The organism is Streptomyces sp. NBC_01477 (assembly GCF_036227245.1).
GTDB lineage: Bacteria > Actinomycetota > Actinomycetes > Streptomycetales > Streptomycetaceae > Actinacidiphila.
The window spans coordinates 2,165,742-2,188,424 of the sequence record NZ_CP109445.1 but is presented as its reverse complement, the minus strand read 5'-3'; the positions used below and the strand labels follow the sequence as shown (position 1 = coordinate 2,188,424).

General features: G+C 72.9%; 19 protein-coding genes and 1 pseudogene. 14 read left to right on the top strand and 6 right to left on the bottom strand.

All coding sequences use genetic code 11. The features are described 5' to 3' along the window. The first annotated feature begins 22 nt into the window (after positions 1–22). From OHA86_RS08680 to OHA86_RS08670, 3 genes are read left to right on the top strand one after another with little or no spacing between them, the layout of a single operon-like run. Positions 23–706 (top strand): response regulator, encoded by a 684-nt coding sequence (locus tag OHA86_RS08680; protein ID WP_329182316.1) that lies wholly within the window; start codon positions 23–25, stop codon positions 704–706. A 24-nt stretch (positions 707–730) separates the two neighbouring features. Next, a complete protein-coding gene (locus OHA86_RS08675) occupies positions 731–1,129 on the top strand; it encodes an OB-fold nucleic acid binding domain-containing protein (protein ID WP_329173870.1) in 399 nt (132 codons plus the stop codon). Between the two features lie 3 nt (positions 1,130–1,132). Next, entirely contained in the window at positions 1,133–1,918 is a 786-nt protein-coding gene (locus OHA86_RS08670) for a DUF3159 domain-containing protein (protein WP_443071673.1), read from the top strand. An 81-nt stretch (positions 1,919–1,999) separates the two neighbouring features. Here the strand turns inward: OHA86_RS08670 and OHA86_RS08665 are convergent, their stop codons facing one another. Together OHA86_RS08665 and OHA86_RS08660 are read right to left on the bottom strand one after the other, a co-directional pair. Then, the gene (locus OHA86_RS08665; protein ID WP_329173869.1) at positions 2,000–2,680 is read right to left on the bottom strand and encodes a potassium channel family protein; all 681 of its coding nucleotides are present in this window, start codon (positions 2,678–2,680) and stop codon (positions 2,000–2,002) included. Beyond that, the gene (locus OHA86_RS08660; RefSeq protein WP_329173868.1) at positions 2,677–3,345 is read right to left on the bottom strand and encodes a potassium channel family protein; all 669 of its coding nucleotides are present in this window, start codon (positions 3,343–3,345) and stop codon (positions 2,677–2,679) included. The genes OHA86_RS08665 and OHA86_RS08660 overlap by 4 nt, the downstream gene beginning before the upstream one ends. Positions 3,346–3,545: 200 nt before the next feature. Between OHA86_RS08660 and OHA86_RS08655 the strand changes: the two genes are divergently transcribed. Both OHA86_RS08655 and OHA86_RS08650 read left to right on the top strand, forming a co-directional pair. Further along, the gene (locus OHA86_RS08655; protein ID WP_329173867.1) at positions 3,546–5,591 is read left to right on the top strand and encodes an APC family permease; all 2,046 of its coding nucleotides are present in this window, start codon (positions 3,546–3,548) and stop codon (positions 5,589–5,591) included. A 91-nt stretch (positions 5,592–5,682) separates the two neighbouring features. Then, entirely contained in the window at positions 5,683–7,011 is a 1,329-nt protein-coding gene (locus OHA86_RS08650) for a class I SAM-dependent RNA methyltransferase (protein WP_329173866.1), read from the top strand. Between the two features lie 28 nt (positions 7,012–7,039). Here the strand turns inward: OHA86_RS08650 and OHA86_RS08645 are convergent, their stop codons facing one another. Both OHA86_RS08645 and OHA86_RS08640 read right to left on the bottom strand, forming a co-directional pair. After that, on the bottom strand, positions 7,040–7,321 hold the full coding sequence (locus tag OHA86_RS08645) for a hypothetical protein (protein WP_329173864.1): 282 nt from the start codon (positions 7,319–7,321) through the stop codon (positions 7,040–7,042). A 530-nt stretch (positions 7,322–7,851) separates the two neighbouring features. Then, positions 7,852–8,403 carry a DUF1697 domain-containing protein gene (locus OHA86_RS08640; RefSeq protein ID WP_329173862.1) on the bottom strand — a complete coding sequence of 184 codons (552 nt, stop codon included), beginning with the start codon at positions 8,401–8,403 and terminating at the stop codon, positions 7,852–7,854. Positions 8,404–8,569: 166 nt separating this feature from the next. On the opposite strand from OHA86_RS08640, the pseudogene OHA86_RS08635 reads away from it, so the two are divergent. The 9 genes and pseudogenes from OHA86_RS08635 to argF form a co-directional block, all read left to right on the top strand. Next, positions 8,570–9,754: pseudogene (locus OHA86_RS08635) on the top strand (AAA family ATPase); the annotation flags it as partial. Between the two features lie 344 nt (positions 9,755–10,098). Then, on the top strand, positions 10,099–10,467 hold the full coding sequence (locus OHA86_RS08630) for a nucleotide pyrophosphohydrolase (RefSeq protein WP_329173860.1): 369 nt from the start codon (positions 10,099–10,101) through the stop codon (positions 10,465–10,467). 138 nt (positions 10,468–10,605) lie between these two features. Then, positions 10,606–11,070, top strand: coding sequence for a DUF6099 family protein (locus tag OHA86_RS08625; protein WP_329173858.1), 465 nt, complete (start codon positions 10,606–10,608; stop codon positions 11,068–11,070). Between the two features lie 33 nt (positions 11,071–11,103). Continuing rightward, the gene (locus OHA86_RS08620; protein ID WP_329173856.1) at positions 11,104–12,024 is read left to right on the top strand and encodes an LLM class F420-dependent oxidoreductase; all 921 of its coding nucleotides are present in this window, start codon (positions 11,104–11,106) and stop codon (positions 12,022–12,024) included. Positions 12,025–12,033: 9 nt separating this feature from the next. Then, positions 12,034–12,966: a homocysteine S-methyltransferase gene (mmuM, locus tag OHA86_RS08615; protein WP_329173855.1), complete on the top strand. Its 933-nt coding sequence runs from the start codon at positions 12,034–12,036 to the stop codon at positions 12,964–12,966. 465 nt (positions 12,967–13,431) lie between these two features. Beyond that, on the top strand, positions 13,432–14,943 hold the full coding sequence (locus tag OHA86_RS08610; RefSeq protein ID WP_329173853.1) for a 3' terminal RNA ribose 2'-O-methyltransferase Hen1: 1,512 nt from the start codon (positions 13,432–13,434) through the stop codon (positions 14,941–14,943). Further along, positions 14,940–17,513, top strand: a complete 2,574-nt coding sequence (locus tag OHA86_RS08605; protein ID WP_329173852.1) for a polynucleotide kinase-phosphatase — start codon at positions 14,940–14,942, stop codon at positions 17,511–17,513. Before OHA86_RS08610 ends, OHA86_RS08605 begins: the two co-directional genes overlap by 4 nt. A gap of 210 nt (positions 17,514–17,723) precedes the next feature. Further along, positions 17,724–18,947: an arginine deiminase gene (locus OHA86_RS08600; RefSeq protein WP_329173851.1), complete on the top strand. Its 1,224-nt coding sequence runs from the start codon at positions 17,724–17,726 to the stop codon at positions 18,945–18,947. 127 nt (positions 18,948–19,074) lie between these two features. After that, positions 19,075–20,088, top strand: coding sequence for an ornithine carbamoyltransferase (gene argF / locus OHA86_RS08595; RefSeq protein WP_329173850.1), 1,014 nt, complete (start codon positions 19,075–19,077; stop codon positions 20,086–20,088). 65 nt (positions 20,089–20,153) lie between these two features. Here argF and OHA86_RS08590 read toward each other — a convergent pair whose 3' ends face one another. Continuing rightward, the gene (locus OHA86_RS08590) at positions 20,154–21,617 is read right to left on the bottom strand and encodes an FGGY-family carbohydrate kinase (protein ID WP_329173848.1); all 1,464 of its coding nucleotides are present in this window, start codon (positions 21,615–21,617) and stop codon (positions 20,154–20,156) included. Further along, positions 21,614–22,669: a 2-hydroxyacid dehydrogenase gene (locus OHA86_RS08585; protein WP_329173846.1), complete on the bottom strand. Its 1,056-nt coding sequence runs from the start codon at positions 22,667–22,669 to the stop codon at positions 21,614–21,616. The genes OHA86_RS08590 and OHA86_RS08585 overlap by 4 nt, the downstream gene beginning before the upstream one ends. Between the last annotated feature and the right edge of the window lie 14 nt (positions 22,670–22,683).

Below are 22,683 nucleotides of genomic sequence, written 5' to 3'. Positions count from 1 at the left end.
GGGGAACGCGAAAGGGCAGCGGATGTACCGGGTGCTGGTGGTGGACGACGAACCGCAGATCGTCAGGGCGCTGGTGATCAACCTGCGGGCGCGGTCCTACGAGGTCGACGCCGCGCACGACGGCGCGGCGGCGCTGCGGGTGGCCGCGGCCCGGCACCCCGACGTGGTGGTGCTCGACCTCGGGCTGCCCGACATGGACGGCGTCGAGGTGATCCGCGGGCTGCGCGGCTGGACCCGGGTGCCGATCATCGTGCTGTCCGCCCGGCACGCCTCCGACGAGAAGGTCGAGGCGCTGGACGCGGGCGCCGACGACTACGTGACCAAGCCGTTCGGCATGGACGAGCTGCTGGCCCGGCTGCGGGCCGCGGTCCGGCGCGCCACCCCGACCGGGCCGGAGGACGACGCCTCCGCGGTGGAGACCGAGACCTTCACCGTGGACCTGGCGGCCCGCAAGGTCCACCGCGGCGGCGCCGACGTACGCCTCACACCCACCGAGTGGCATCTGCTGGAGGTGCTGGTGCGCAACCCCGGCCGGCTGGTCTCGCAGAAGCAGCTGCTGCAGGAGGTCTGGGGTCCCGCCTACGGCACGGAGAGCAACTACCTGCGGGTCTACATGGCGCAGCTGCGGCGGAAGCTGGAGGCCGACCCGGCAAGGCCCCGGCACTTCATCACCGAACCCGGCATGGGCTACCGCTTCGAGGCGTGACGTACGGCCGGTACGCTGGATGCTATGAGTGGTGCTATCCGTGCAGAGCGACCCGCGGGCCGTTTCCGACGCATGCTCGACCGTCTGTCCTCCTCGCAGGAGCAGCTGCACTCCGAGGAATTGCAGGAGGAGACCAGGGCCGTCGGCTGCACCCGGATCAAGGACTGCTCCGACCGCCAGATCGTGTCGGTCACCGGTACGCTGCGTACGGTCACGCTGCGTCCCCGGGCAGGCGTGCCCGCGCTGGAGGCGGAGCTGTTCGACGGGTCGGCCGCGCTGGACGTGGTCTGGCTCGGCCGCCGCAGTATCACCGGTATCGAACCCGGCCGCCGGATCATAGCCTCCGGCCGGATCTCCATGAATCATGGCCGTCCGGTGCTGTTCAACCCCAAGTACGAACTGCGTCCGGTCGGACAGGAGTAGCTGGTGGCGTCGATCGACAACACGGATCACGACAACAACACGGACACCACGGGAAGCGCGCCGCAGCGGCCGGGCGACGACGCCGGGGTCAGGGCGGCCACCGAGGCCGCCCTGCTCGACGCCTTCGGCGGCGTCCTCGGCATGGTGGAGACCACCGTGCCCGGGCTGATCTTCGTGGTGATCTACACCATCAACCACGACATCAAGTCCTCCGCGCTCGCCGCGCTGGCGCTGTCCGTGGTACTGGGCGTTGCCCGGCTGGTCCGCAAGGACACCCTCAAGCACGCCTTCAGCGGCGTCTTCGGCATCGCCTTCGGCGCGCTGTTCGCGATGATGTCGGGCAACGCGAAGAACTTCTATCTGCCCGGCATGCTCTACACCCTCGGCCTGGGCGTCGCCTACGTCGTCTCCGCGGCGGCCGGCTTCCCGCTGCTCGGCCTGATCCTCGGCCCGGTGTTCAAGGAGAACCTGTCCTGGCGCACCCGCAACCCCGGGCGGCTGCGCGCGTACACCAAGGCCAGCTGGGCCTGGGGCCTGATCCTGCTGGCCAAGTCGGCGATCCTCTTCCCGCTCTACTGGTGGGGCAACGCCACCCAGCTGGGCTGGGTCAAGGTCGCGCTCGGCATCCCGCCCTTCCTGCTGTCGGTCTACCTCACCTGGATCTTCCTGGTGAAGGCGCCGGCCCCGATCGATGTGATCGCGGAGATGGAGGCGGCGGAGGAGGAGCGCAAGGCCGAGAAGGAGCGGGCCAAGGCCGAGAAGGCGGCGGCCGAGCAGACGGTCAAGTAGCGCGAGGCCCCCGCGGCCTTCACCAGGCCCGCGAGGGTCCTGGTGAAGGCCGCGGGGGCTTGCGCCGCCCGGCCGGACCGCTCAGCTCCCGCCGACGGCGCCCCCGCGCAGGGACAGCAGGTCCTCCAACTGCTCCTCCCGGTGCGGCGCCGCCACGAACAGCAGCTCGTCGCCGGCCTCCAGCGCGTCGTCCTTCGACGGGGTGAGCACCCGGTTGCCGCGGATGATGGTGACCAGCGAGGTGTCCTGCGGCCACTCCACGTCACCGACCCGGGTACCGACCAGCGCGGCCTCCTCGGGCAGCGTCAACTCCACGAGATTCGCGTCACCCTGGCTGAAGCGCAGCAGCCGGACCAGGTCGCCGACGCTCACCGCCTCCTCGACCAGGGCCGACATCAGCCGCGGTGTCGAGACGGCGACGTCCACGCCCCACGACTCGTTGAACAGCCATTCGTTCTTCGGGTTGTTCACCCGGGCGACGACCCGCGGCACGCCGTACTCCGTCTTGGCGAGCAGCGACACCACCAGGTTGACCTTGTCGTCGCCGGTCGCGGCGATCACCACATTGCAGCGCTGGAGCGCCGCCTCGTCGAGCGAGGTGATCTCGCACGCGTCGGCCAGCAGCCATTCGGCCTGCGGCACCCGCTCGACCGAGATGGAGGTCGGATTCTTGTCGACGAGCAGCACCTCGTGCCCGTTCTCCAGCAGTTCGGCCGCGATGGACCGGCCGACCGCGCCGGCCCCGGCGATGGCCACCCTCATGAGTGGGCCTCCTCGGGTCCCTTGGCGAAGGCCGCCTCGACCTCGGCGACCTCGTCGGAGCGCAGGATCACATGCACCAGGTCGCCGTCCTGCAGCACGGTCTGGGCGGTGGGCAGCATCGCCTCGCCGAGCCGGGTGAGAAACGCCACCCTGGCACCGGTCTCCTCCTGGAGGCTGCTGACCTTGTGGCCGACCCAGCCGGGCGAGGTGTGCACCTCGGCGAGCTGCACCCCGCCGCTGGGGTCGCGCCACAGCGGCTCCGCGCCGGACGGCAGCAGCCTGCGCAGCATCTGGTCGGCGGTCCACCGCACGGTGGCCACGGTCGGGATGCCGAGCCGCTGGTAGACCTCGGCCCGGCGCGGGTCGTAGATCCTGGCCGCCACATTCTCGATGCCGAACATCTCCCTGGCCACCCGGGCCGCGATGATGTTGGAGTTGTCGCCGCTGCTGACGGCCGCGAAAGCGCCCGCCTCCTCGATGCCGGCCTCACGCAGCGTGTCCTGGTCGAACCCGACTCCGGTCACCCGGCGCCCACCGAACCCGGAGCCCAGCCGGCGGAACGCCTTCGGGTCCTGATCGATCACCGCGACCGTATGACCTTGCTGTTCGAGGGAGTGCGCGAGAGTGGAGCCCACCCGCCCGCATCCCATAATCACGACGTGCACGACCGTCCTTCCGGCTGTCACCATTTCGACTGAGGCTGTGTGCTGAGTCGTAAAGGTCCTTCCAAGCGTCTCAGACCGCGGCCAAAGCTACACACGCGCGTCGCGGGGCAGAAGGTTGCGTCCCGGCGGCCTCACAAGTTCGTCACACTCATCGGGCACTCGGGCACCCGCACGTATGGTCGATCCCTTAACATCGCGGGGTGTCCAAACTGACCGACCTGCCGAAACGGATTCTCATCGGCCGGGCGCTGCGCAGCGACAAGCTGGGCGAGACGCTGCTCCCCAAGCGGCTCGCGCTGCCCGTCTTCGCGTCCGACCCGCTGTCGTCCGTGGCGTACGCGCCGGGCGAGGTACTGCTCGTCCTGTCGATCGCCGGAGTGTCGGCCTACCACTTCAGCCCGTGGATCGCGGTCGCCGTCGTGGTGCTGATGTTCACGGTGGTCGCCTCCTACCGGCAGAACGTGCACGCCTACCCTTCGGGCGGCGGCGACTACGAGGTCGCCACCACCAACCTGGGGCCGAAGGCGGGGCTCACCGTCGCCAGCGCGCTGCTGGTCGACTACGTGCTCACGGTGGCGGTGTCGGTCGCCTCCGGCATCGAGAACCTCGGCTCCGCGGTGCCGTTCTTCGTCACCCACAAGGTGCTCGGCGCGATCGGCATGATCGTGATCCTGATGCTGATGAATCTGCGCGGGGTGCGCGAGTCCGGCACGATCTTCGCCATCCCCACCTACGCGTTCGTCTTCGGCGTCTTCTGCATGATCGCCTGGGGCATCTTCAAGATCAGCACTGGGCATGACATGCACGCGCCCACCGCGGGCTATACGATCCATGCCGAGTCCTCCGGCATCGGCGGTTTCGCGCTGATCTTCCTGCTGCTGCGCGCCTTCTCCTCCGGCTGCGCCGCCCTCACCGGCGTCGAGGCGATCAGCAACGGCGTCCCGGCCTTCAAGAAGCCCAAGTCCAAGAACGCCGCCACCACGCTGGCCGCGATGGGCCTGCTCGCCACCACCATGTTCTGCGGCATCATCGCGCTGGCGATAAACACCCATGTGCGCATGGCCGCGAACCCCGCCACCGACCTGCTCAACCACGGCAAGCCGGTCGGCGCCGGATTCACCCAGGACCCGGTGATCGCCCAGGTCGCCGAGGCGGTCTTCGGCCACAACTCGATCCCGTTCATCTTCCTGGCCGCCGTCACCGCCCTGGTGCTCTTCCTGGCCGCCAACACCGCCTACAACGGCTTCCCGGTGCTCGGCTCGATCCTCGCCCAGGACCGCTACCTGCCGCGCCAGTTGCACACCCGCGGCGACCGGCTGGCCTTCTCCAACGGCATCGTGGTGCTGGCCGGCTTCGCCTGCGTCCTGGTCTACATCTACGGCGCCGACTCCACCCGGCTGATCCAGCTGTACATCGTCGGCGTCTTCGTCTCCTTCACCCTCAGCCAGACCGGCATGGTGCGGCACTGGAACCGGCACCTGCGCACCGAGACCGACCCGGCCAAGCGCCGCCACATGGTCCGCTCCCGGGCCATCAACACCTTCGGCGCCTTCCTCACCGGCCTGGTGCTGGTCATCGTGCTGCTCACCAAATTCACCCACGGCGCCTGGGTCGCGGTCCTCGGCATGGTCGTCTTCTACGGCACCATGACCGCGATCCGCCGCCACTACACCCGGGTCTCCGACGAGATCGCCGCCGACGACGAGCCGGGCGACGACTACGTACGCCCCTCCCGGGTGCACTCCATCGTGCTGGTGTCCAAACTGCACAAGCCCACCCTGCGGGCGCTGTCCTACGCCAAGCTGATGCGCTCCGACACCCTCGAAGCGCTCAGCATCAACGTCGACCCCGTCGACACCAAGGCCCTGCAGGCCGACTGGCACCGGCGCGGCATCGACGTACCGCTCAAGGTCCTCGACTCGCCCTACCGCGAGATCACCCGGCCGATCATCGACTACGTCAAGGGCCTGCGCCGCAACAGCCCGCGGGACGTGGTCAGCGTCTACATCCCCGAATACGTCGTCGGGCACTGGTACGAGCACCTGCTGCACAACCAGAGCGCGCTGCGGCTCAAGGGCCGGCTGCTGTTCACCCCCGGGGTGATGGTGACCTCCGTGCCCTACCAGCTGGAGTCCTCCGAGGTCGCCAAGGCGCGTGCCCGCCGCCGCGCCGACTGGAGCGCGCCTGGCTCCATCCGCCGCGGCCCGGTGGGGCCGCAGCAGCGCGACCGGGAGCGCGAGCACTGAGGCCGCCGCCCGGCCGGCGTGCGGCCGGGCGCTCCGCGGCCCGTAGAGTGGGCTGTCGCGCCCCCGAACAGAGCCCAGGAGCACCACCCACATGCAGACCGAGCCCGCCCCGTCACTGGTCGGCCAGGAGTACGAGGTAGAGATCGGCCCGGTGGCGCACGGCGGCCACTGCCTGGCGCGGACCGACGAGGGACAGGTGCTGTTCGTCCGGCACGCCCTGCCCGGCGAGCGGGTCGTCGTCCGGGTCACCGACGGCGAGGCCGGCGCGAATTTCCTGCGGGCCGACGCCGTACGCGTCCTGACCGCGTCCAAGGACCGCGTCGAGGCGCCCTGCCCCTTCTCGGGCCCCGGCCGCTGCGGCGGCTGCGACTGGCAGCACGCCGCCCCCGGCGCCCAGCGCCGTCTCAAGGCCGCGGTCATCGCGGAACAGCTGGCCAGGCTCGCCGGGCTCACCCCGGAGCAGGCCGGCTGGGACGGCACCGTGATGCCGGCCCCCGGCGACAAGGTCGCCAAGGGCGAGGTGCCCGCCTGGCGCACCCGCGTGCAGTACGCGGTGGACGCCGAAGGGCGCGCGGGACTGCGCAAGCACCGCTCGCACGACGTCGAGGTCATCGACCACTGCATGATCGCCGCGCCCGAGGTCACGGAGCTGGGCGTGGAGGCCCGCAGCTGGCCGCAGATCGCCACGGTCGAGGCGATCGCCGCCACCGGGTCCAGCGACCGGCAGGTCGTCCTCACCCCGCAGCCGGGCGGCCGGCTGCCCATCGTGGAGCTGGACCGCCCCGTCTCGGTGCTGCGGATCGGCGAGCGCGACCACGCCGTCCACCGCGTCCACGGCCGCGACTTCGTCCGCGAGCGGGCCGCGGGCCGCACCTGGCGGGTCGGCGACGGCGGCTTCTGGCAGGTCCACCCGAAGGCCGCGGAGCTGCTGATCGAGGCCGTCATGCAGGGCCTGATGCCGCGCAAGGGCGACATGGCCCTCGACCTCTACTGCGGTGTCGGCCTGTTCGCCGGCGCGCTGGCCGAACGCGTCGGCGAGCGCGGCGCCGTCCTCGGCATCGAATCGGGCAAGCGGGCCGTGCAGGACGCCCGGCACAATCTCCAGGACCTCGACCGGGTGCGTATCGAGCACGGCAAGGTCGACCAGGTCCTGCCGCGCACCGGCATCACCGAGGTCGACCTGATCGTCCTGGACCCGCCCCGCACCGGCGCCCGGCTCCCCACCGTCCGCCACCTCGCGTCACTGGGCGCCCGCCGCATCGCCTACGTCGCCTGCGACCCGGCCGCCCTCGCCCGCGACCTCGGCTACTTCGCCCAGGAGGGCTACCGCCCGGTCACCCTGCGGGCCTTCGACCTCTTCCCGATGACCCACCACGTCGAGTGCGTGGCGATCCTGGTGCCGGAGGCGAAGGCTTCCTGACCGGCGGCTCGGGCGGCGCACCGGCGCCTCAGCGCTCGTGGAAGTTGCCGCCGAAGCCGAAGCCGAAGCCGAAGCCGAAGCCGAAGCCGAAGCCGAAGCCGAAGCCGGACACCGCGGCCCGCGCGGATGGCCGGCCAGCCGTACGACCGGCCGGCGCTCCGCGGGCACGGGCGGTGCGGGCGTCCACGCGGGCGCGGGCGGACCGGGCATGGGCGCGGGGGTCGGCGCGGGCACGGTAGGCGCGTCGAAGCCGGCGCCGCGCAACGGGGTCCGTCTCCACGACCCGGATCCGGCCGGGCAGCTCCGCCACCAGCTCGACGGGCGCGTCGCCCAGCTCCAGGAACCGGTGATACGCCCGAGTGCCCCCGCCGACCCGGAGTGCGCCAGGAGGGTCAGCGAGGCCATCGAGCGGCCGGTCCGGATCTGGATCGCCGCCACGAGCGGTACGGCGATCAGCGCGGCCAGCCCCATCTGCCAGTTGAAGGCCGGCATCACGACGACGATCGTCAGCGGGGTCACGCAGGCGGAGTGCCGGCCCAGCAGTTCACGAACGAGGCGCAGCCCCAGGAACGCGGTGGCTCCGGTCAGAGCGACGTGCACTTTCGGCAGCTCCACGGCATCGGGAACGGCGATCTCGGCTGGTCGTGAGGATGGCACAGCCTGCCGATCGAGAATTCCCCGTTCCACCCGAATGGGCCGGTTGGAGCCGTCTTTCACCCAACTGGCCAGGAATCATGGCCATTGCCCGAAGGGCCGCGGCCGAGCCGGGGAGCGCCGCAGGTCGACCGCGGTCGGATCGCGCCGAAGCGGGCCGTCCTCGACCGCACACGCCGCTGGGCGTCAACTGCCGCTGATCTCCAGCAGTTTGGTGACCGTGTTCCAGTTGCGGCCGGTGGCCGCCAGGCCGAGGCCGCGGTCGGTGAGCTGAGCGGCGAGCTTCGCATTGCGGATGGAGTCGGGGAAGTGGGCGTAGATCTCCCGTTCGCCCGGGCGGAATTCGTCCGGCGCGTACGCGGCCCGGTCGAGTGCGGCGAGCCGGTCGAGCGGGACCGGACCCGCGAGGAAGATCACCAGGAAGCGGGAGCCGTCGACGCCGGTCATGTCGAACGGGTTGGCGGCCACGACCCGCCGCAGATCCTCGGCGGTGCGCACCATGCAGGTGATGGTCAGCCCCAACTCGTCGGCGAGCGCCTGCTGGAGGGCATCGGCGAGCCGCTGGGGATCGGTGTCCTCGTGGGTGAAGACGGCGTTGCCGCTCTGCAGGTGGGTGCGGATCCCGCTGCCACCGAGGGCGGACAGCAGCTCGCGCAGGGTCTGCATCGGCACCTTGGCCTTGCCCCCGACGTTGATTCCGCGCAGCAGTGCGACATATCTGGTGCTGTTCGTGGTCACGCCGGCCACCGTAGCCGTCGGCAATGACATGTTGACGTGCCCGGCGCGTCGGGCAGGGTATGTGATTTCCCCATAGCCACAGAGATCATGCGTGATGTCCCTCGTTCGAGTTACCCCGGGCCGCTGCAACGGTGCGGCGCCCCGGACGCTGGCTAACTTCGCGGCCATGAACACCAGTGCGCCCAAGGACGCCGGTCACGACCGCCCCGTCGTCACCGAACTGCGGCTGTCCGCCTTCAAGTCACACCGCGGGGCGACCTTCGCGCTCGGCCCGCTCACCCTGCTCACCGGGGGCAGCGGCACCGGCAAGTCCAGTGTCCTCGAAGGACTCGCCGCACTCGGCCGGCTGGCCTGCGGCGACGAACTCGCCGAGGTCTTCGGGTCCGTGGTGCGCGGCGGCGCCGCGGCCTGCGTGCCGCAGGGCGCCCAGCCGGACGCGCAGGGCCGGCGCGGCTTCCGTATCGGCTGCACGGTGACCGGTCCTGTCGGGCCGGTGCGCCTCGACGTCGCGGTGCAGGTGGAGCCGACGCTGCGGATCGTCGGCGAGCGGCTGACCGGCGGCGGTGAGACCCTGCTGACCACGGCGCTGCGCGACCCGGCCCGGCGTACGGTGCAGGCCGCCTGGCACACGGCCGGCGAGGTCTCGGTCACGCGGGCCCCGCTGCCGGACAACGTCCTGGCCAGCGCGCTGCTGCCGCTGCGGGTGTCCGGGCGTACGGACGGCCAGCGGCTGGTGCTCGCCGCGGCCGAGCAACTGGTGGTGGCGCTGCGCGGGATCTTCCCAGTCGCGCCGCGGCCCGAGCTGATGCGGTCCCCGGTACTGCCGGGCGACGGGCGGCTGCGGGCCGCGTGCGACAACCTGTCCGCGGTGCTGGCCAGGACCGAGGGCGAGTGCGTCACGCGGCACGCGGCGCTGGTCAACGCGGTACGCGAGGTGTGCAGCCCGCCGGTCGAGGGCCTGACGGTGCTGCCCGCGGTTCTCCCGCCGGCGGCCGACGGGTATGCGCCGCTGGACGCGGTGATCGCCGCGGTGGACCGCGGCCCGCTCGGCATGGTGCCGGTCGACCGGCTCGGCGACGGCGAACTCCGCTTCGTCGCCCTGGCGTTGGTGCTGCTCACCGGCCCCGGCGTCCTCGACGTCGACACCAGTACGGAGTTGCTGTCGGCCGGCCAGGTGCTGACCGTGCTGGGCGACGGGCTCGACCTGGGCCTGGACCGCAGACAGGTGCGCGAACTGCTGCGGCTCGCCGGGATGGCCGCCGCCCGCGGCCACATCCGGCTGCTCGGCACGATCCAGGACCCGGAGTGCGCGGAGGGCCTGGGCGGCGTGACGGTCGCCCGGCTCGGCGACGGGCGGCGGGTGCCGGCCCAGGACACCGGCGAGGCGGACCGCCCCGCGGAACACTCGGGTCGGGACGCTGCTCCTGGCGCTGAGCGCGAGGGCGGTGGGGGACGCGCGGGCGGGGGGCATGGCGGCGGTGGGCGTGGGGGCGGCGGGCACGGCGTCGGGCGTGGGGGCGCCCGGAGCGCCGACCGGGGCGGTGACGCGGACGGTGGTGCCGGTGCCGGTGCCGGTGCCGGTGCCGTGACGGGCGCGGGCCCGGTCGGCGAGGACGGTACGCGCGGTGCGGGCCGGGCGGCCGAGGGGGTGGGGCGGGAGCCGGAGGGCCGCGGGGATGCGGTAGACCAGGCGGGGTGACCGGACAACCACCCGACCTCGCGGCCCTGCAGCGCCGCCTCGTCGAATTCGCCGCGGCCCGTGACTGGGAGCCGTTCCACACCCCGAAGAATCTGGCCGCGGCGCTGAGCGTCGAGGCGGCGGAACTGCTGGAGATCTTCCAGTGGCTGACGCCCGAGCAGGCGTCGGCGGTGATGGCGGACCCGGGGTCCGCGCACCGGGTGCGCGACGAGGTCGCGGACGTGCTGGCGTATCTGCTCCAGTTCTGCGCGGTCCTGGAGGTCGATGTGCTGGCCGCGCTCGCCGCCAAGATCGACCGGAACGAGGAGCGGTTTCCGCGGGTGGACCGGACGAGGGGTCCGTCCGCCGGTCCGGCGGGCGGGTGACGCGGTTGTCCACAGGCGCGAGGTTATCCACAGATGTCGCGACCGGCCTTTTCGCGCTCGGTGAGATTCTGTCACGCTGAGTGATGTCGGCAGGTGGTGCAGAGGTCACCACCGCCGGCGCACGGAGGGGGTGCGGAGATGGACGCGGCACGGCTGGTGGCGGAGTCGGAAAGGGTGATGCGCGCTGCGCCGCAGCCCGAGGACGTCATCGAGGAGGCCTGGCAGGCCGGCGAGCTGGTCGAGGCGGTGGGGCGGCTGCTGGCAGACGGGGAGCGGGCGTCGGCGGTGGGGGCTGCGGAGCCGGGGCCTGCCGGGTGGGCGGGACCGGCGCTCGCGGCGGCGGGCGCGGGGCCGCCGCGGGCGTCCCGGCTGACCGCGGTCCGCGATCCGGCCGCGACACTGCGGGCGCTGCGGGTGCTGCTCGGCGAGATCACCCACGCCCTGGTGGGGCTCACCTGCGCGGTGCAGGACGAGGGGGCGTATTGGCAGTGCATCGAGGCGCTGGACGCGGTGGACGAGGCCAAGGACCGGGTGCGGACGCTGGCCCGGGGCGGACGGATCGCGGGGGAGACCGGGACAGGGGGCTTGTCATGTGTCGATTGACGAGCGGGCGCGCGATGAGTGCAGGATGGGGGAATGGATCTGCGAATCTTCACCGAGCCCCAGCAGGGGGCCGACTACGACACACTGCTCGCGGTCGCCAAGGCCACGGAGGACCTCGGCTTCGACGCCTTCTTCCGCTCGGACCACTATCTGACGATGGGTGGCGACGGGCTGCCGGGACCCACGGACGCGTGGATCACGCTGGCCGGCCTCGCGCGGGAGACCAGCAGGATCAAGCTCGGCACCCTGATGACGGCGGGCACCTTCCGGCTGCCCGGTGTGCTGGCGATCCAGGTGGCGCAGGTCGACGCGATGTCGGGCGGCCGGATCGAGTTCGGGCTCGGTGCCGGCTGGTTCGAGGCGGAGCACACCGCGTACGGCATCCCCTTCCCGAAGGAGAAGATCGCCCGGCTCGCCGAGCAGCTGGCGGTGATCACCGGGCTGTGGGCCACCCCGGTCGGCAAGACCTTCGACTTCGAAGGGGAGTTCTACCAGCTCAAGGATTCCCCCGCGCTGCCGAAGCCCGCGCAGGCCAAGGTGCCGGTGCTGATCGGTGGCATGGGTGCCAAGCGCACCCCGGAGCTGGCGGCCCGTTACGCCGACGAGTTCAATGTGCCCTTCGCCTCGATCGAGGACTCCGGCCGGCAGATCGGGCGGGTCCGCGACGCGGTGCGGGCGGCCGGGCGCCCGGCCGACAGCATGGTGTATTCGAACGCGCTGGTGGTCTGTGTCGGCAAGGACGACGCGGAAGTTGCCCGGCGGGCGGCGGTGATCGGCCGCGAGGTCGCGGAGCTGAAGCAGAACGGGCTGGCCGGCTCGCCTGCCGAGGTCGTGGAGCGGATCGGGCGCTTTGCCGAGCAGGGTGCCACCCGGTTCTATCTGCAGACCCTGGACCTCAGCGACCTGGACCACCTGGAGCTGATCGCGGCTCAGGTCAAGCCGCAGCTCGGCTGAGGCCGCGCCATGCCCTCGCCGCCCGCTGTCCCGCCCGCTCCCGGAGGGGAGTTGGGGGCGCTGCTGGCGGCGGGCGGCGCCCTGGTGCTGGACGGCGGCCTGTCGAACCAGCTCGCCGACCAGGGCTGCGACCTGTCGGACCCGCTCTGGACGGCCCGGCTGCTCGCGGACGACCCGGCGCAGATCGAGGCGGCCCACCGGGCATACGTACGGGCCGGCGCGGATGTGCTGATCACCTCGGGCTACCAGGCCAGTTACGAGGGCTTCGCCCGCCGCGGGATCGGCCGGGCCGAGGCGTCGGCGCTGCTGCGGCGCAGCGTGGACCTGGCCCGCCGGGCGGCAACGACCCGGCCGGGGGTGAGGGTGGCGGCGTCGGTCGGCCCGTACGGGGCGGTGCTCGCCGACGGCAGCGAATACCGCGGGCGGTACGGCATGACGGTGCGGGAGCTGGAGCGTTTCCACCGGCCGAGGATCGAGGCGGCGGCTGCCGCGGCACCCGACGTCCTCGCCCTGGAGACGGTGCCGGACATCGACGAGGCCGAGGCGATGCTGCGCGCGGCGGAACCCACGGGTCTGCCGGTGTGGCTGTCCTACACGATCGACGGCACCCGTACCCGGGCGGGCCAGCCGCTGCCCGAGGCCTTCGCGCTGGCCGCGGGCCGCGACGAGGTGATCGCGGTGGGCGTCAACTGCTGCGCCCCGCGGGACGTCCTGCCCGCGGTCGAGCTGGCGACCGCGGCCACCGGCAAGGCTGCGGTGGCCTACCCCAACAGCGGCGAGCACTGGGACGCCACGGCCCGCCGCTGGGAGGGCGCCCCCGCCTTCGCCCCGACCCTCGCAGCCGCCTGGCACACCGCCGGCGCCCGCCTGATCGGCGGCTGCTGCCGCATCGGCCCCCCGACCATCACGACCCTCCGCGCTGCCCTCCCCACCAGAAGCTGACCGCCAGGCCCAGGACCCCGCGGCAGCGGCAGTCGTCCGCCCAAGCTGTCCTGACGTCTGCGGGGTCCGGGCCCGTGCTGTGTGTTGCGGGCGCTGCCCCTCTCACGCGGTGCCTCGGGGCGGCGTCAGTTGTCCGCCCAAGCTGTCCTGACGTCTGCGGGGTCCGGGCCCGTGCTGTGTGTTGCGGGCGCTGCCCCTCTCACGCGGTGCCTCGGGGCGGCGTCAGTTGTCCGCCCAAGCTGTCCTGACGTCTGCGGGGTTCGGGCCCGTGCTTTGCGGCCCGGGTGCTGACTCACGCCCGGCTCCGCCTCGCGGTAGCGGCAGCGGCCCGCCGCGCTGCCCCGACGTCAGCGGGGTTCGCGTTCGCAGCCCGCGCGCCGACCGGGTGCGGCCCCTACCGCTGGTGCCGCCAGTGCGGGCGAAAAGGCTTGGGATGGTGGCGGGTCGGCGGGCAATACTCGGGGGGTGTTTCTGACGATCTCCACCACAGGCAGCACCGAGGGTCCGGCGACCGACCTCGGGTTTCTGCTGCACAAGCACCCGGGCCGGGCCCAGGTCTTCAGCACCTCCTACGGTGACGCGCACGTCTTCTACCCGGAGGCGAGCCCCGAGCGCTGCACGGCCGCGCTGCTGCTGGAGGTCGATCCGCCCGCGCTGGTGCGGCGCGGCCGGGGGAAGGGCCGGGGCGGGGCGCCCGATTCGGCGCTGGCGCAGTACGTGAACGACCGGCCGTACGCCGCCTCCTCGCTGCTCGCGGTGGCGCTGCGGACGGTGTTCGCGAGCGCGCTGCGCGGCGAGTGCCGTGCGCTGCCGGAGCGGGCCGCCGCACCGCTGCCGCTGCGGGTCGAGGTGCCGGCGCTGCCCGCGCGCGGCGGCCCCGCGCTGGTGGCCCGGCTGTTCGAGCCGCTGGGCTGGCAGGTGACGGCCGAGCCGGTGCGGTTGGACGACAGCTTCCCCGAGTGGGGCGACTCGCGCTACGTACGGCTCGTGCTGGAGGGCGAACTGCGGCTGGCGGACGCGCTGCGGCACCTGTACGTCCTGCTGCCGGTGCTGGACGACGCCAAGCACTACTGGGTCTCGGCCGACGAGGTGGACAAGCTGCTGCGGTTCGGCGAGGGCTGGCTCGCCGGGCACCCCGAGCAGCAGCTGATCACCCGGCGCTATCTGGCCCGCCGCTGGTCGCTCACCCGGGAGGCGAACGAGCGGCTGGAGCTGGTGCGGCTGGCCGACGCCGACGACGTGGAGGTCGAGGAGATCGACAACGCCGTCGCGCCCGAGCAGCCCGAGGACGCCGAGGAGCGCCCGGCGCCGCTGGCGGTGCAGCGCCGGGAGGCGATCCTGGCCGGGCTGCGCGCGGCCGGCGCCACCCGGGTGCTGGACCTGGGCTGCGGGCAGGGCCAGTTGGTGGCCGCGCTGCTCAAGGAGCCGCGCTTCACCGAGATCGTCGGCGTCGACGTGTCGGTGCGCGCCCTGGAGATGGCCGCCCGCCGGCTGCGGCTCGACCGGATGGGCGAGCGCCAGTCCTCCCGCGTCACCTTGCTCCAGGGCTCGCTCGCGTACACCGACAAGCGGCTCACGGGCTATGACGCGGCGGTGCTCAGCGAGGTCGTCGAGCACCTGGACCTGCCGCGCCTGCCCGCGCTCGAATACGCCGTCTTCGGCGCCGCCCGCCCCCGGACGGTGATCGTGACGACGCCGAACGTCGAGTACAACGTGCGCTGGGAGACGCTGCCGGCCGGCCACCGCCGGCACGGCGACCACCGCTTCGAGTGGACCCGGCGCGAATTCCGCGACTGGGCCGAAGCGGTGGCCGCCCGGCACGGCTACGCGGTGGAATTCCAGCCGGTCGGCCCGGACGACCCCGAGGTCGGCCCGCCCACCCAGCTCGCCCTCTTCACCAGCACCAGCACCAGCGCCGGCACCAGCACCGGGGCCGCGAACAAGAACAAGAACGAGAAGAAGGAGGAGGCGGCATGACCGAGAACGACACGCACGGCACCACCGGTGCGCCCCGTACCCTCGCCGTCACCGACCTGTCCCTCGTGGTGCTGATCGGTGCCACGGGCTCCGGCAAGTCCACCTTCGCCGCCCGGCACTTCGCACCGACCGAGGTGCTCTCCTCCGACTTCTGCCGCGGCCTGGTCAGCGACGACCAGAACGACCAGAGCGCGACCCGCGACGCCTTCGACGTGCTGCACTACATCGCCGGCAAGCGGCTCGCGGCCGGCCGCCGTACGGTCGTGGACGCCACCAGCGTGCAGCAGGAGAGCCGCAAGCAACTGGTGCGGCTGGCCAGGGAGTACGACGTGCTGCCGATCGCCATCGTGCTCGACGTCCCCGAGCAGGTGTGCGCCGAGCGCAACGCGGCACGCCCCGACCGCGCGTCGATGCCCCGGCACGTCATCCAGCGGCACCAGCGCGAGCTGCGCCGCTCGCTGCGCGGCCTGGAGCGCGAGGGCTTCCGCAAGGTCCACATCCTGCGCGGCACGGCGGAGATCGACGCGGCCCGGATCGTGGACGAGCCGAGCTACAACAACCTGCGCCACCTCACCGGCCCCTTCGACATCATCGGCGACGTCCACGGATGCAGCTCCGAGCTGGAGACGCTGCTGGCCAAGCTCGGCTACGACAACGGCCGGCACCCGGCGGGCCGTACCGCCGTCTTCGTCGGCGACCTGGTCGACCGCGGCCCGGACAGCCCCGCTGTGCTGCGGCGCGTCATGGGCATGGTCGAGGCGGGCACCGCCCTGTGCGTGTCGGGCAACCACGAGAACAAGCTGAGCCGCCACCTCAACGGCCGCCGCGTCCCGCTCACCCACGGCCTGGCCGAGACCGTGGAGCAGTTCGCCCGCGAGGACGAGCGCGACCCGGACTTCCGCGGCCGGGCCGCCGACTTCATCGGCGGCCTGATCAGCCACTACGTCCTCGACGGCGGCCGGCTGGTGGTCTGCCACGCGGGCCTGCCGGAGAAATACCACGGCCGCTCCTCCGGCCGGGTCCGCTCGCACGCGCTCTACGGCGACACCACCGGCGAGACCGACGAGTTCGGCCTGCCCGTCCGCTACCCCTGGGCCGAGGACTACCGCGGCAGCGCCGCCGTCGTCTACGGCCACACCCCCGTCCCCACCACGTCCTGGATCAACAACACCCTCTGCCTCGACACCGGCGCCGTCTTCGGCGGCCGACTCACCGCCCTGCGCTGGCCCGAGCGGGAGATCGTGGACGTACCGGCCGAGCAGGTCTGGTACGAACCGGTCAAGCCGCTGCTCGCCGAGGCGCCCGGCGGACGCGAGGGCCGTCCGCTGGACCTCGACGACGTGGCGGGGCGCAGGATCGTCGAGACCGGCCTGATGGGACGGCTCGCGGTGCGCGAGCAGAACGCGGCGGCGGCCCTCGAAGTGATGAGCCGCTTCGCCGTCGACCCGCAGCTGCTCTGCTACCTGCCGCCGACCATGGCGCCCTGCGCCACGTCCTCGGCGGACGGCTACCTCGAACACCCCGCGGAGGCCTTCGCGTCCTACCGGGCCGACGGGGTGCGGCAGGTGGTGTGCGAGGAGAAGCACATGGGCTCCCGCGCGGTCGCCCTGGTCTGCCGCGACGAGGCCGCCGCGGCCGAGCGGTTCGGCACCGCGGCCGGGGTGACCGGTGTGCTGCACACCCGCACAGGACGGCCGTTCTTCGACGACCCGGCCGTCACGGAAGAGGTCATCGGCCGGGTGCGTACCGCCGTCACGGCGGCGGGCCTGTGGGAGGAGCTGGACACCGACTGGCTGCTGCTCGACGCCGAGCTGCTGCCCTGGTCGCTCAAGGCGTCCGGCCTGCTGCGCAAGCAGTACGCGGCGGTCGGCGCGGCTGCGGGCGCCGCCTTCCCGCCCGCGCTGGCCGCGCTGGAAGCTGCGGCCGGGCGGGGCGCCGAGGTGTCCGCGCTGCTGGCACGGCAGCGGGAGAGGGCCGTCGACGCGGCGGCCTTCACCGACGCCTACCGCCGCTACTGCTGGACCACCGACGGCCTGGAGGGCGTCCACCTCGCGCCCTTCCAGATGCTGGCCGTCCGCGGCCGCAATCTGGCGGGCGAGCTGCCGCAGGACGGGCAGTTGGCGCTCATCGACCGGCTGGTCGACGCCGACCCGAGCGGGCTGCTGCGCACCACCCGGCGGCTGATCGTCGACACGAGCGACGAGGCGTCGGTCGCGGCCGGCACGGACTGGTGGCTCGACCTGACCGCGGCCGGCGGCGAGGGCATGGTCGTCAAGCCGCTCACGGCCCTGGCCCGCGACCCCGAGGGCGGCCTCGTCCAGCCGGGCGTCAAGTGCCGTGGCCGCGAGTATCTGCGGATCATCTACGGGCCCGAGTACACGCGCCCGGCCCACCTGGCCCGGCTGCGGCAGCGGGCGCTGGGCCACAAGCGGTCGCTCGCGCTGCGGGAGTACGCGCTCGGGCTCGAGGCGCTCGACCGGGTGGCGGCGGGGGAGCCGCTGTGGCGGGTGCACGAGGCGGTGTTCGCCGTTCTGGCCCTCGAGTCCGAGCCGGTGGACCCGCGTCTGTGACCCCCCGCCCTGCCGGGCTTGTCCGGTCCCGGGACCTTCTCCGACAGGGGCGCGGCTTTCCGCGCCCCTGTCGGGCACCCTCCGTCGCAGAAGGGAGGCCCCCCAGGGCGCGGGGAACCCGTCCCGGGGGAGGTCCCGGGACACGGCGCGCAGGTGGGCGAGGGGGTCCGGGCAGATATAAACGCCCGGCACATGGGAAGCTCTGCTCTCATGGGATTTCACGTGGACTCCGAGACCGGCCGGCTGCGCCGCGTCATCCTGCACCGCCCGGATCTGGAGCTGAAGCGGCTCACCCCCACCAACAAGGACGCGCTGCTGTTCGACGACGTCCTGTGGGTGCGCAGGGCGCGCGCCGAGCACGACGGTTTCGCGGACGTGCTGCGCGATCGCGGCGTCGAGGTGCACCTGTTCGGCGACCTGCTGACCGAGTCGCTGGAGATCCCCGCCGCGAAGGCGCTCGTACTGGACCGGGTCTTCGACGAGAAGGAGTACGGTCCGCTGGCCACCGGCCCGCTGCGGGAGGCCTTCGACCGGTTGCCCGCGGCCGAGCTGACCGAGGCCCTGGTCGGGGGGATGACGAAGCGGGAGTTCCTGGCCCGTTTCGCGGAGCCGGTCTCGGTCCGCTTCCACGCCATGGACCTGGACGACTTCCTGCTGGCACCGCTGCCGAACCACATCTTCACCCGCGACACCTCCGCCTGGGTCTACGACGGGGTCAGCATCAACGCGATGCGCTGGCCGGCCCGCCAGCGCGAGACCGTGCACTTCGAGGCGATCTACCGGCACCACCCGCTCTTCGCGGACGGCGGCTTCCGGATCTGGTCGGAGGGCCAGAGCGCCTACCCCTCGACGATCGAGGGCGGCGACGTGCTGGTGATCGGGGCGGGCGCGGTGCTGATCGGGATGAGCGAGCGGACCACCCCGCAGGCGGTGGAGATGCTGGCCCGCGGGATGTTCGCGGCCGGGTCCGCGCGGACCATCGTGGCGCTGCACATGCCCAAGCGCCGTGCGTTCATGCATCTGGACACGGTCATGACGATGGTCGACGGCGACACCTTCACGCAGTACGCGGGCCTGGGGATGCTGCCGTCGTACACCATCGAACCCGGCGGCGAGGAGGGCGAGCTGAAGGTCACCGACCACGCGCCCGAGCACATGCACCGCGCCATCGCGGCGGCGCTCGGCCTGGACTCGGTCAAGGTGCTGACCGCGACGCAGGACGTGCACGCGGCCGAGCGGGAGCAGTGGGACGACGGCTGCAACGTGCTGGCCGTGGAGCCGGGCGTGGTGGTGGCCTACGAGCGCAACGCGACCACCAACACCTTCCTGCGCAAACGCGGCCTCGAGGTGATCGAGATCCCGGGCAGTGAGCTGGGCAGGGGGCGCGGCGGGCCGCGCTGCATGAGCTGCCCGATCGAGCGGGATGCGGTGTGAGCTGCGCCGCAGCCGGGAATCCCGGTAGTGGGGGTCAGCACGGCAGCGGCGGAGGGGGCTGTATAAGAATGCCTAGTCTCGTATAGACTTCCAAGGTTGCCGATGAACCACCGACCGAGGAGTCCCCATGGCCGTCGATCTCAAGGGCCGCCATTTCGTCAAGGAGCTGGACTTCACGCCCGAGGAATTCCTGGGCCTGGTGGAGCTGGCCGCCGGCCTCAAGGCGGCGAAGAGGGCCGGTACGGAGGAGCCGCGGCTGCGCGGCCGCAATCTCGCGCTGATCTTCGAGAAGACCTCGACCAGGACCCGCTGCGCCTTCGAGGTCGCCGCGGCCGACCAGGGCGCCACCACCACCTACCTGGACCCGGCGGGCTCGCAGATCGGGCACAAGGAGTCGGTCAAGGACACCGCCCGGGTGCTCGGCCGGATGTTCGACGCCATCGAATACCGCGGCTCCAGCCAGGTCGCGGTCGAGGAGCTGGCCCTGCACGCCGGGGTGCCCGTCTACAACGGCCTCACCGACGACTGGCACCCCACCCAGATGCTGGCCGACGTGCTCACCATGGTCGAGCACAGCGGCGGCGGCGTCACGGACCTCGGCTCGCGCGGCGTCGTCTTCGCCTACCTCGGCGACGCCCGGTTCAACATGGGCAATTCCTATCTGATCACCGGCGCCCTGCTCGGCCTCGACGTGCGGATCGTGGCGCCGCGCGCGTACTGGCCCAGCGAGGACGTCGTCGCCCGCGCCCGCCGGCTCGCCGAGACCACCGGCGCCGCGATCCTGCTCACCGAGGACATCGCCGAGGGCGTCCTGGACTGCGACTTCGTCGTCACCGACGTCTGGGTCTCGATGGGCGAGCCGAAGGAGGTCTGGGCCGAGCGGATCACCGCGCTCGCGCCCTACGCGGTCACGATGGACGTGCTGCGCGCCACCGGCAAGCCGGACGTGAAGTTCCTGCACTGCCTTCCCGCCTTCCACGACCTGGGCACCGAGGTCGGCCGGCTGATCCACGAGCAGTACGGCCTGACCGAACTGGAGGTCACCGACGAGGTCTTCGAGTCGGCCCACTCGGTGGTCTTCGACCAGGCCGAGAACCGCATGCACACCATCAAGGCGGTCCTGGTCGCCACCCTGTCCTGACGCACGCCCCGGCGCACGGAAGTCCCGCCCGCCGGTCACCCGCCCGCCGGTCACCCGCCCGCCGGTCACCCGCCCGGCCGGCTCTGCCGCGCCAGGGCGCCCGGAAGCTCGCGCCGGTAGTCCTGGTAGCCGCGTTCGTAGCGGGCGCCGGCCTCGGGCCGCGGCGCGACCGTACGGAAGCCGCCGGGCCGGGGCCGGGAGGAGTCCCGTTCGCCCAGCGACCTGCGGGCGGTCAGGACGACGCCGAGCGCGCCCACTTCGCGGGTGTCGGGGACGCGGACCGGGCGGCCGAGGACGTCCGCGAGCAGCTGCGTCCAGGCCCGCGACCTGGTGCCGCCACCGCATGCCATCAGGGTGCGGGTGAGCCCCGCCGCCTCCAGGCAGTGCCGGGCGGCGTAGCCGATGGATTCGCAGACCGCCCGTACGACGTCGGCCCGGCCGTGGCCGAGGGTGAGCCCGTCGAGCCGGCCGCGGGCGCCGGGCGCGACGAAGGGGGCGCGTTCGCCCGCCTCGGACAGGAAGGGCAGGCAGGTCACGCCGTTGGCGCCGGGCGGACTGGCGCCCAGCAGGTCCTCCAGGTCCCCGGTCGTCGCCCCGGTCAGCGACAGCGCCCACTCCAGGCCCGCGGTGCCGACCATGGCGGGCATGGCCCGCAGCCACCGGCCGCGGTCGGGGGTGCACAGCCACATGCCGGCGGGTTCGGCCTCGGGACGGATCCGCACCTGGTCGGTCAGGACCTGCGCGGCCAGCGTCGTGCCGACGATCAGCAGGCCGTCCCCGACGTCCTGCACGCCGCTGCCGACAGCGGTCGCCGGCAGGTCGTAGGGTCCCGCGACCACCGGGAGTCCGCGCGGCAGGCCCAGCAGTTCCGCTCCCCGCGCGTCGAGGGCGAGCACCGTGCCCGGTGCGGCCGGCGCGGCGAGCAGGCGGGCCTGCTCCGACAGCCCGCACGCGGCCAGGGCCTCGGCCGCGTACGTACGGTCGTGCGGGCGCAGGAAAGGGAGCGTGGCGTCGGAGGCGTCCACGCAGACCCGGCCTGTGAGGTGCTGGGCGACGGCGTCCACGCAGTAGCCGGCCACGGCGGAGCGTTCCAGGGTCCCGGGCTCGTGCTCCTGGAGCCAGGCCAGCAGCGGGGCGTGGCTGCCGGGGAACATTCCGGAACCCGTGTGGCGGTGGACCTCCCGTACGGTGCCGTCCGCCAGCCAGCGCGTCACGTAGGAGGACGCCCTGCCGTCCATCCACGAAATCGGCGGGCGGGTGGCCAGGCCCTGTTCGTCCCGCAGCCACAGCCCGTCGCCCTGCCCGGTGAGGGCGAGCGCCGCGGGCGGCCGGTCGCAGCGGCCCGCGGTCTCGCGTACGACGTCGCCGACCGTGCGCAGGACGTGCGCGAGATCCTGCTCGACCCGGCCGCCCGGCAGGCGGTCCAGGCGGCTGCGGCGGGTCGCCTGGGCGAGGACGCGGTCGTCGCCGTCGAAGGCGACGGCCTTGGTGACCGAGGTGCCGATGTCGACCCCGATGACGACCGTCATGACCGCTGCCCGGCGGCGTAGCCGGGGTTGGCCAGATGGTCCGGCTGCTCGCCGCGGATGTGGCGCGCGACATCGGCCGCGGTGATCGCGGCGGCGCGCTGGGCGGTCTGCCGGCTCGCGCCTGCCAGATGCGGGGTGGTGATGACGTTGGGCGCGTGGTGCAGCGGCCAGTCGGCGGGCGGCGGCTCGATGTCGTAGACGTCCAGGGCCAGGGCGCCGAGCCGGCCGGTGCGCAGCAGGTCGGGCAGCGGCGCGTAGTCCAGCAGGCCGCCGCGCGCGGTGTTGACCAGGACGGCCCCGTGCGGCAGCAGGGCGAGCCGGTCCGCGTCGAGGAGGTGCCGGGTCCCGGGCGTCAGCCGCGCGTGCAGGCTCACCACGGAGCAGCGGCGCAGGAGGTCGTCGAGCGGCACGGGTTCGACCCCGTCGGCGCGGGCGGTGTCCTCGTCGGTGTAGGGGTCGTGGACCAGCACCCGGGCACCGAAGGCCCGCAGGACCCGGGCCACGATCCGGCCGATGGCGCCGTAGCCGATCAGGCCGACGTCGGCCCCGTCCAGCTCGGTGCCCGCTTCGTCGTACGCGTACAGGTGGCCCTGCCAGTCCCCGTCCCGCAGCGCGTGGCTGGAGGAGGGGATCCGGCGCATGGCGGCGAGCATCATCGCGACGGCGAACTCGGCGGCGGCCGGCGCGTTGCGGCCGGGGGCGTAGCTGACCGCGACGCCGTGCCGGGTCGCCGCGTCGAGGTCGACGTTCACCGGGCCGCCGCGGCAGACGGCGACCATCCGCAGAGCGGGGCTCGCGGCGAAGACCCGCTCGGTCAAGGGCGCCATCTGCGTCACGCAGATCTCGGCGCCCCGCAGCTTCTCGATGACTTGGTCCTCGGTGCCGCTGGCCTCGATGACGCCGCCGACGGGGCCGAAGGGCTCATGGGGCCAGGGCAGGGTCAGCGGGGTCACCGTGAGATCGGCCGACAGCCGATCGCCGAGAGCGTCGCGCAGCGCCGTCTCGAAGATGTCGGGGCCGACGAAATGGTCTCCTGCGGCGAGAACGTGCATCGGATCTCCTCTTC

Bases quoted from the DNA above. Each gene is read 5' to 3' on its own strand.
- OHA86_RS08625 (WP_329173858.1), top strand. From the start codon at position 10,606: ATGGACGCGGCACGGCTGGTGGCGGAGTCGGAAAGGGTGATGCGCGCT.
- OHA86_RS08675 (WP_329173870.1), top strand. From the start codon at position 731: ATGAGTGGTGCTATCCGTGCAGAGCGACCCGCGGGCCGTTTCCGACGC.
- OHA86_RS08680 (WP_329182316.1), top strand. From the start codon at position 23: ATGTACCGGGTGCTGGTGGTGGACGACGAACCGCAGATCGTCAGGGCG.
- OHA86_RS08585 (WP_329173846.1), bottom strand. From the start codon at position 22,669: ATGCACGTTCTCGCCGCAGGAGACCATTTCGTCGGCCCCGACATCTTC.
- mmuM (WP_329173855.1), top strand. From the start codon at position 12,034: ATGCCCTCGCCGCCCGCTGTCCCGCCCGCTCCCGGAGGGGAGTTGGGG.
- OHA86_RS08600 (WP_329173851.1), top strand. From the start codon at position 17,724: ATGGGATTTCACGTGGACTCCGAGACCGGCCGGCTGCGCCGCGTCATC.
- OHA86_RS08650 (WP_329173866.1), top strand. From the start codon at position 5,683: ATGCAGACCGAGCCCGCCCCGTCACTGGTCGGCCAGGAGTACGAGGTA.
- OHA86_RS08605 (WP_329173852.1), top strand. From the start codon at position 14,940: ATGACCGAGAACGACACGCACGGCACCACCGGTGCGCCCCGTACCCTC.
- argF (WP_329173850.1), top strand. From the start codon at position 19,075: ATGGCCGTCGATCTCAAGGGCCGCCATTTCGTCAAGGAGCTGGACTTC.
- OHA86_RS08590 (WP_329173848.1), bottom strand. From the start codon at position 21,617: ATGACGGTCGTCATCGGGGTCGACATCGGCACCTCGGTCACCAAGGCC.
- OHA86_RS08665 (WP_329173869.1), bottom strand. From the start codon at position 2,680: ATGAGGGTGGCCATCGCCGGGGCCGGCGCGGTCGGCCGGTCCATCGCG.
- OHA86_RS08620 (WP_329173856.1), top strand. From the start codon at position 11,104: ATGGATCTGCGAATCTTCACCGAGCCCCAGCAGGGGGCCGACTACGAC.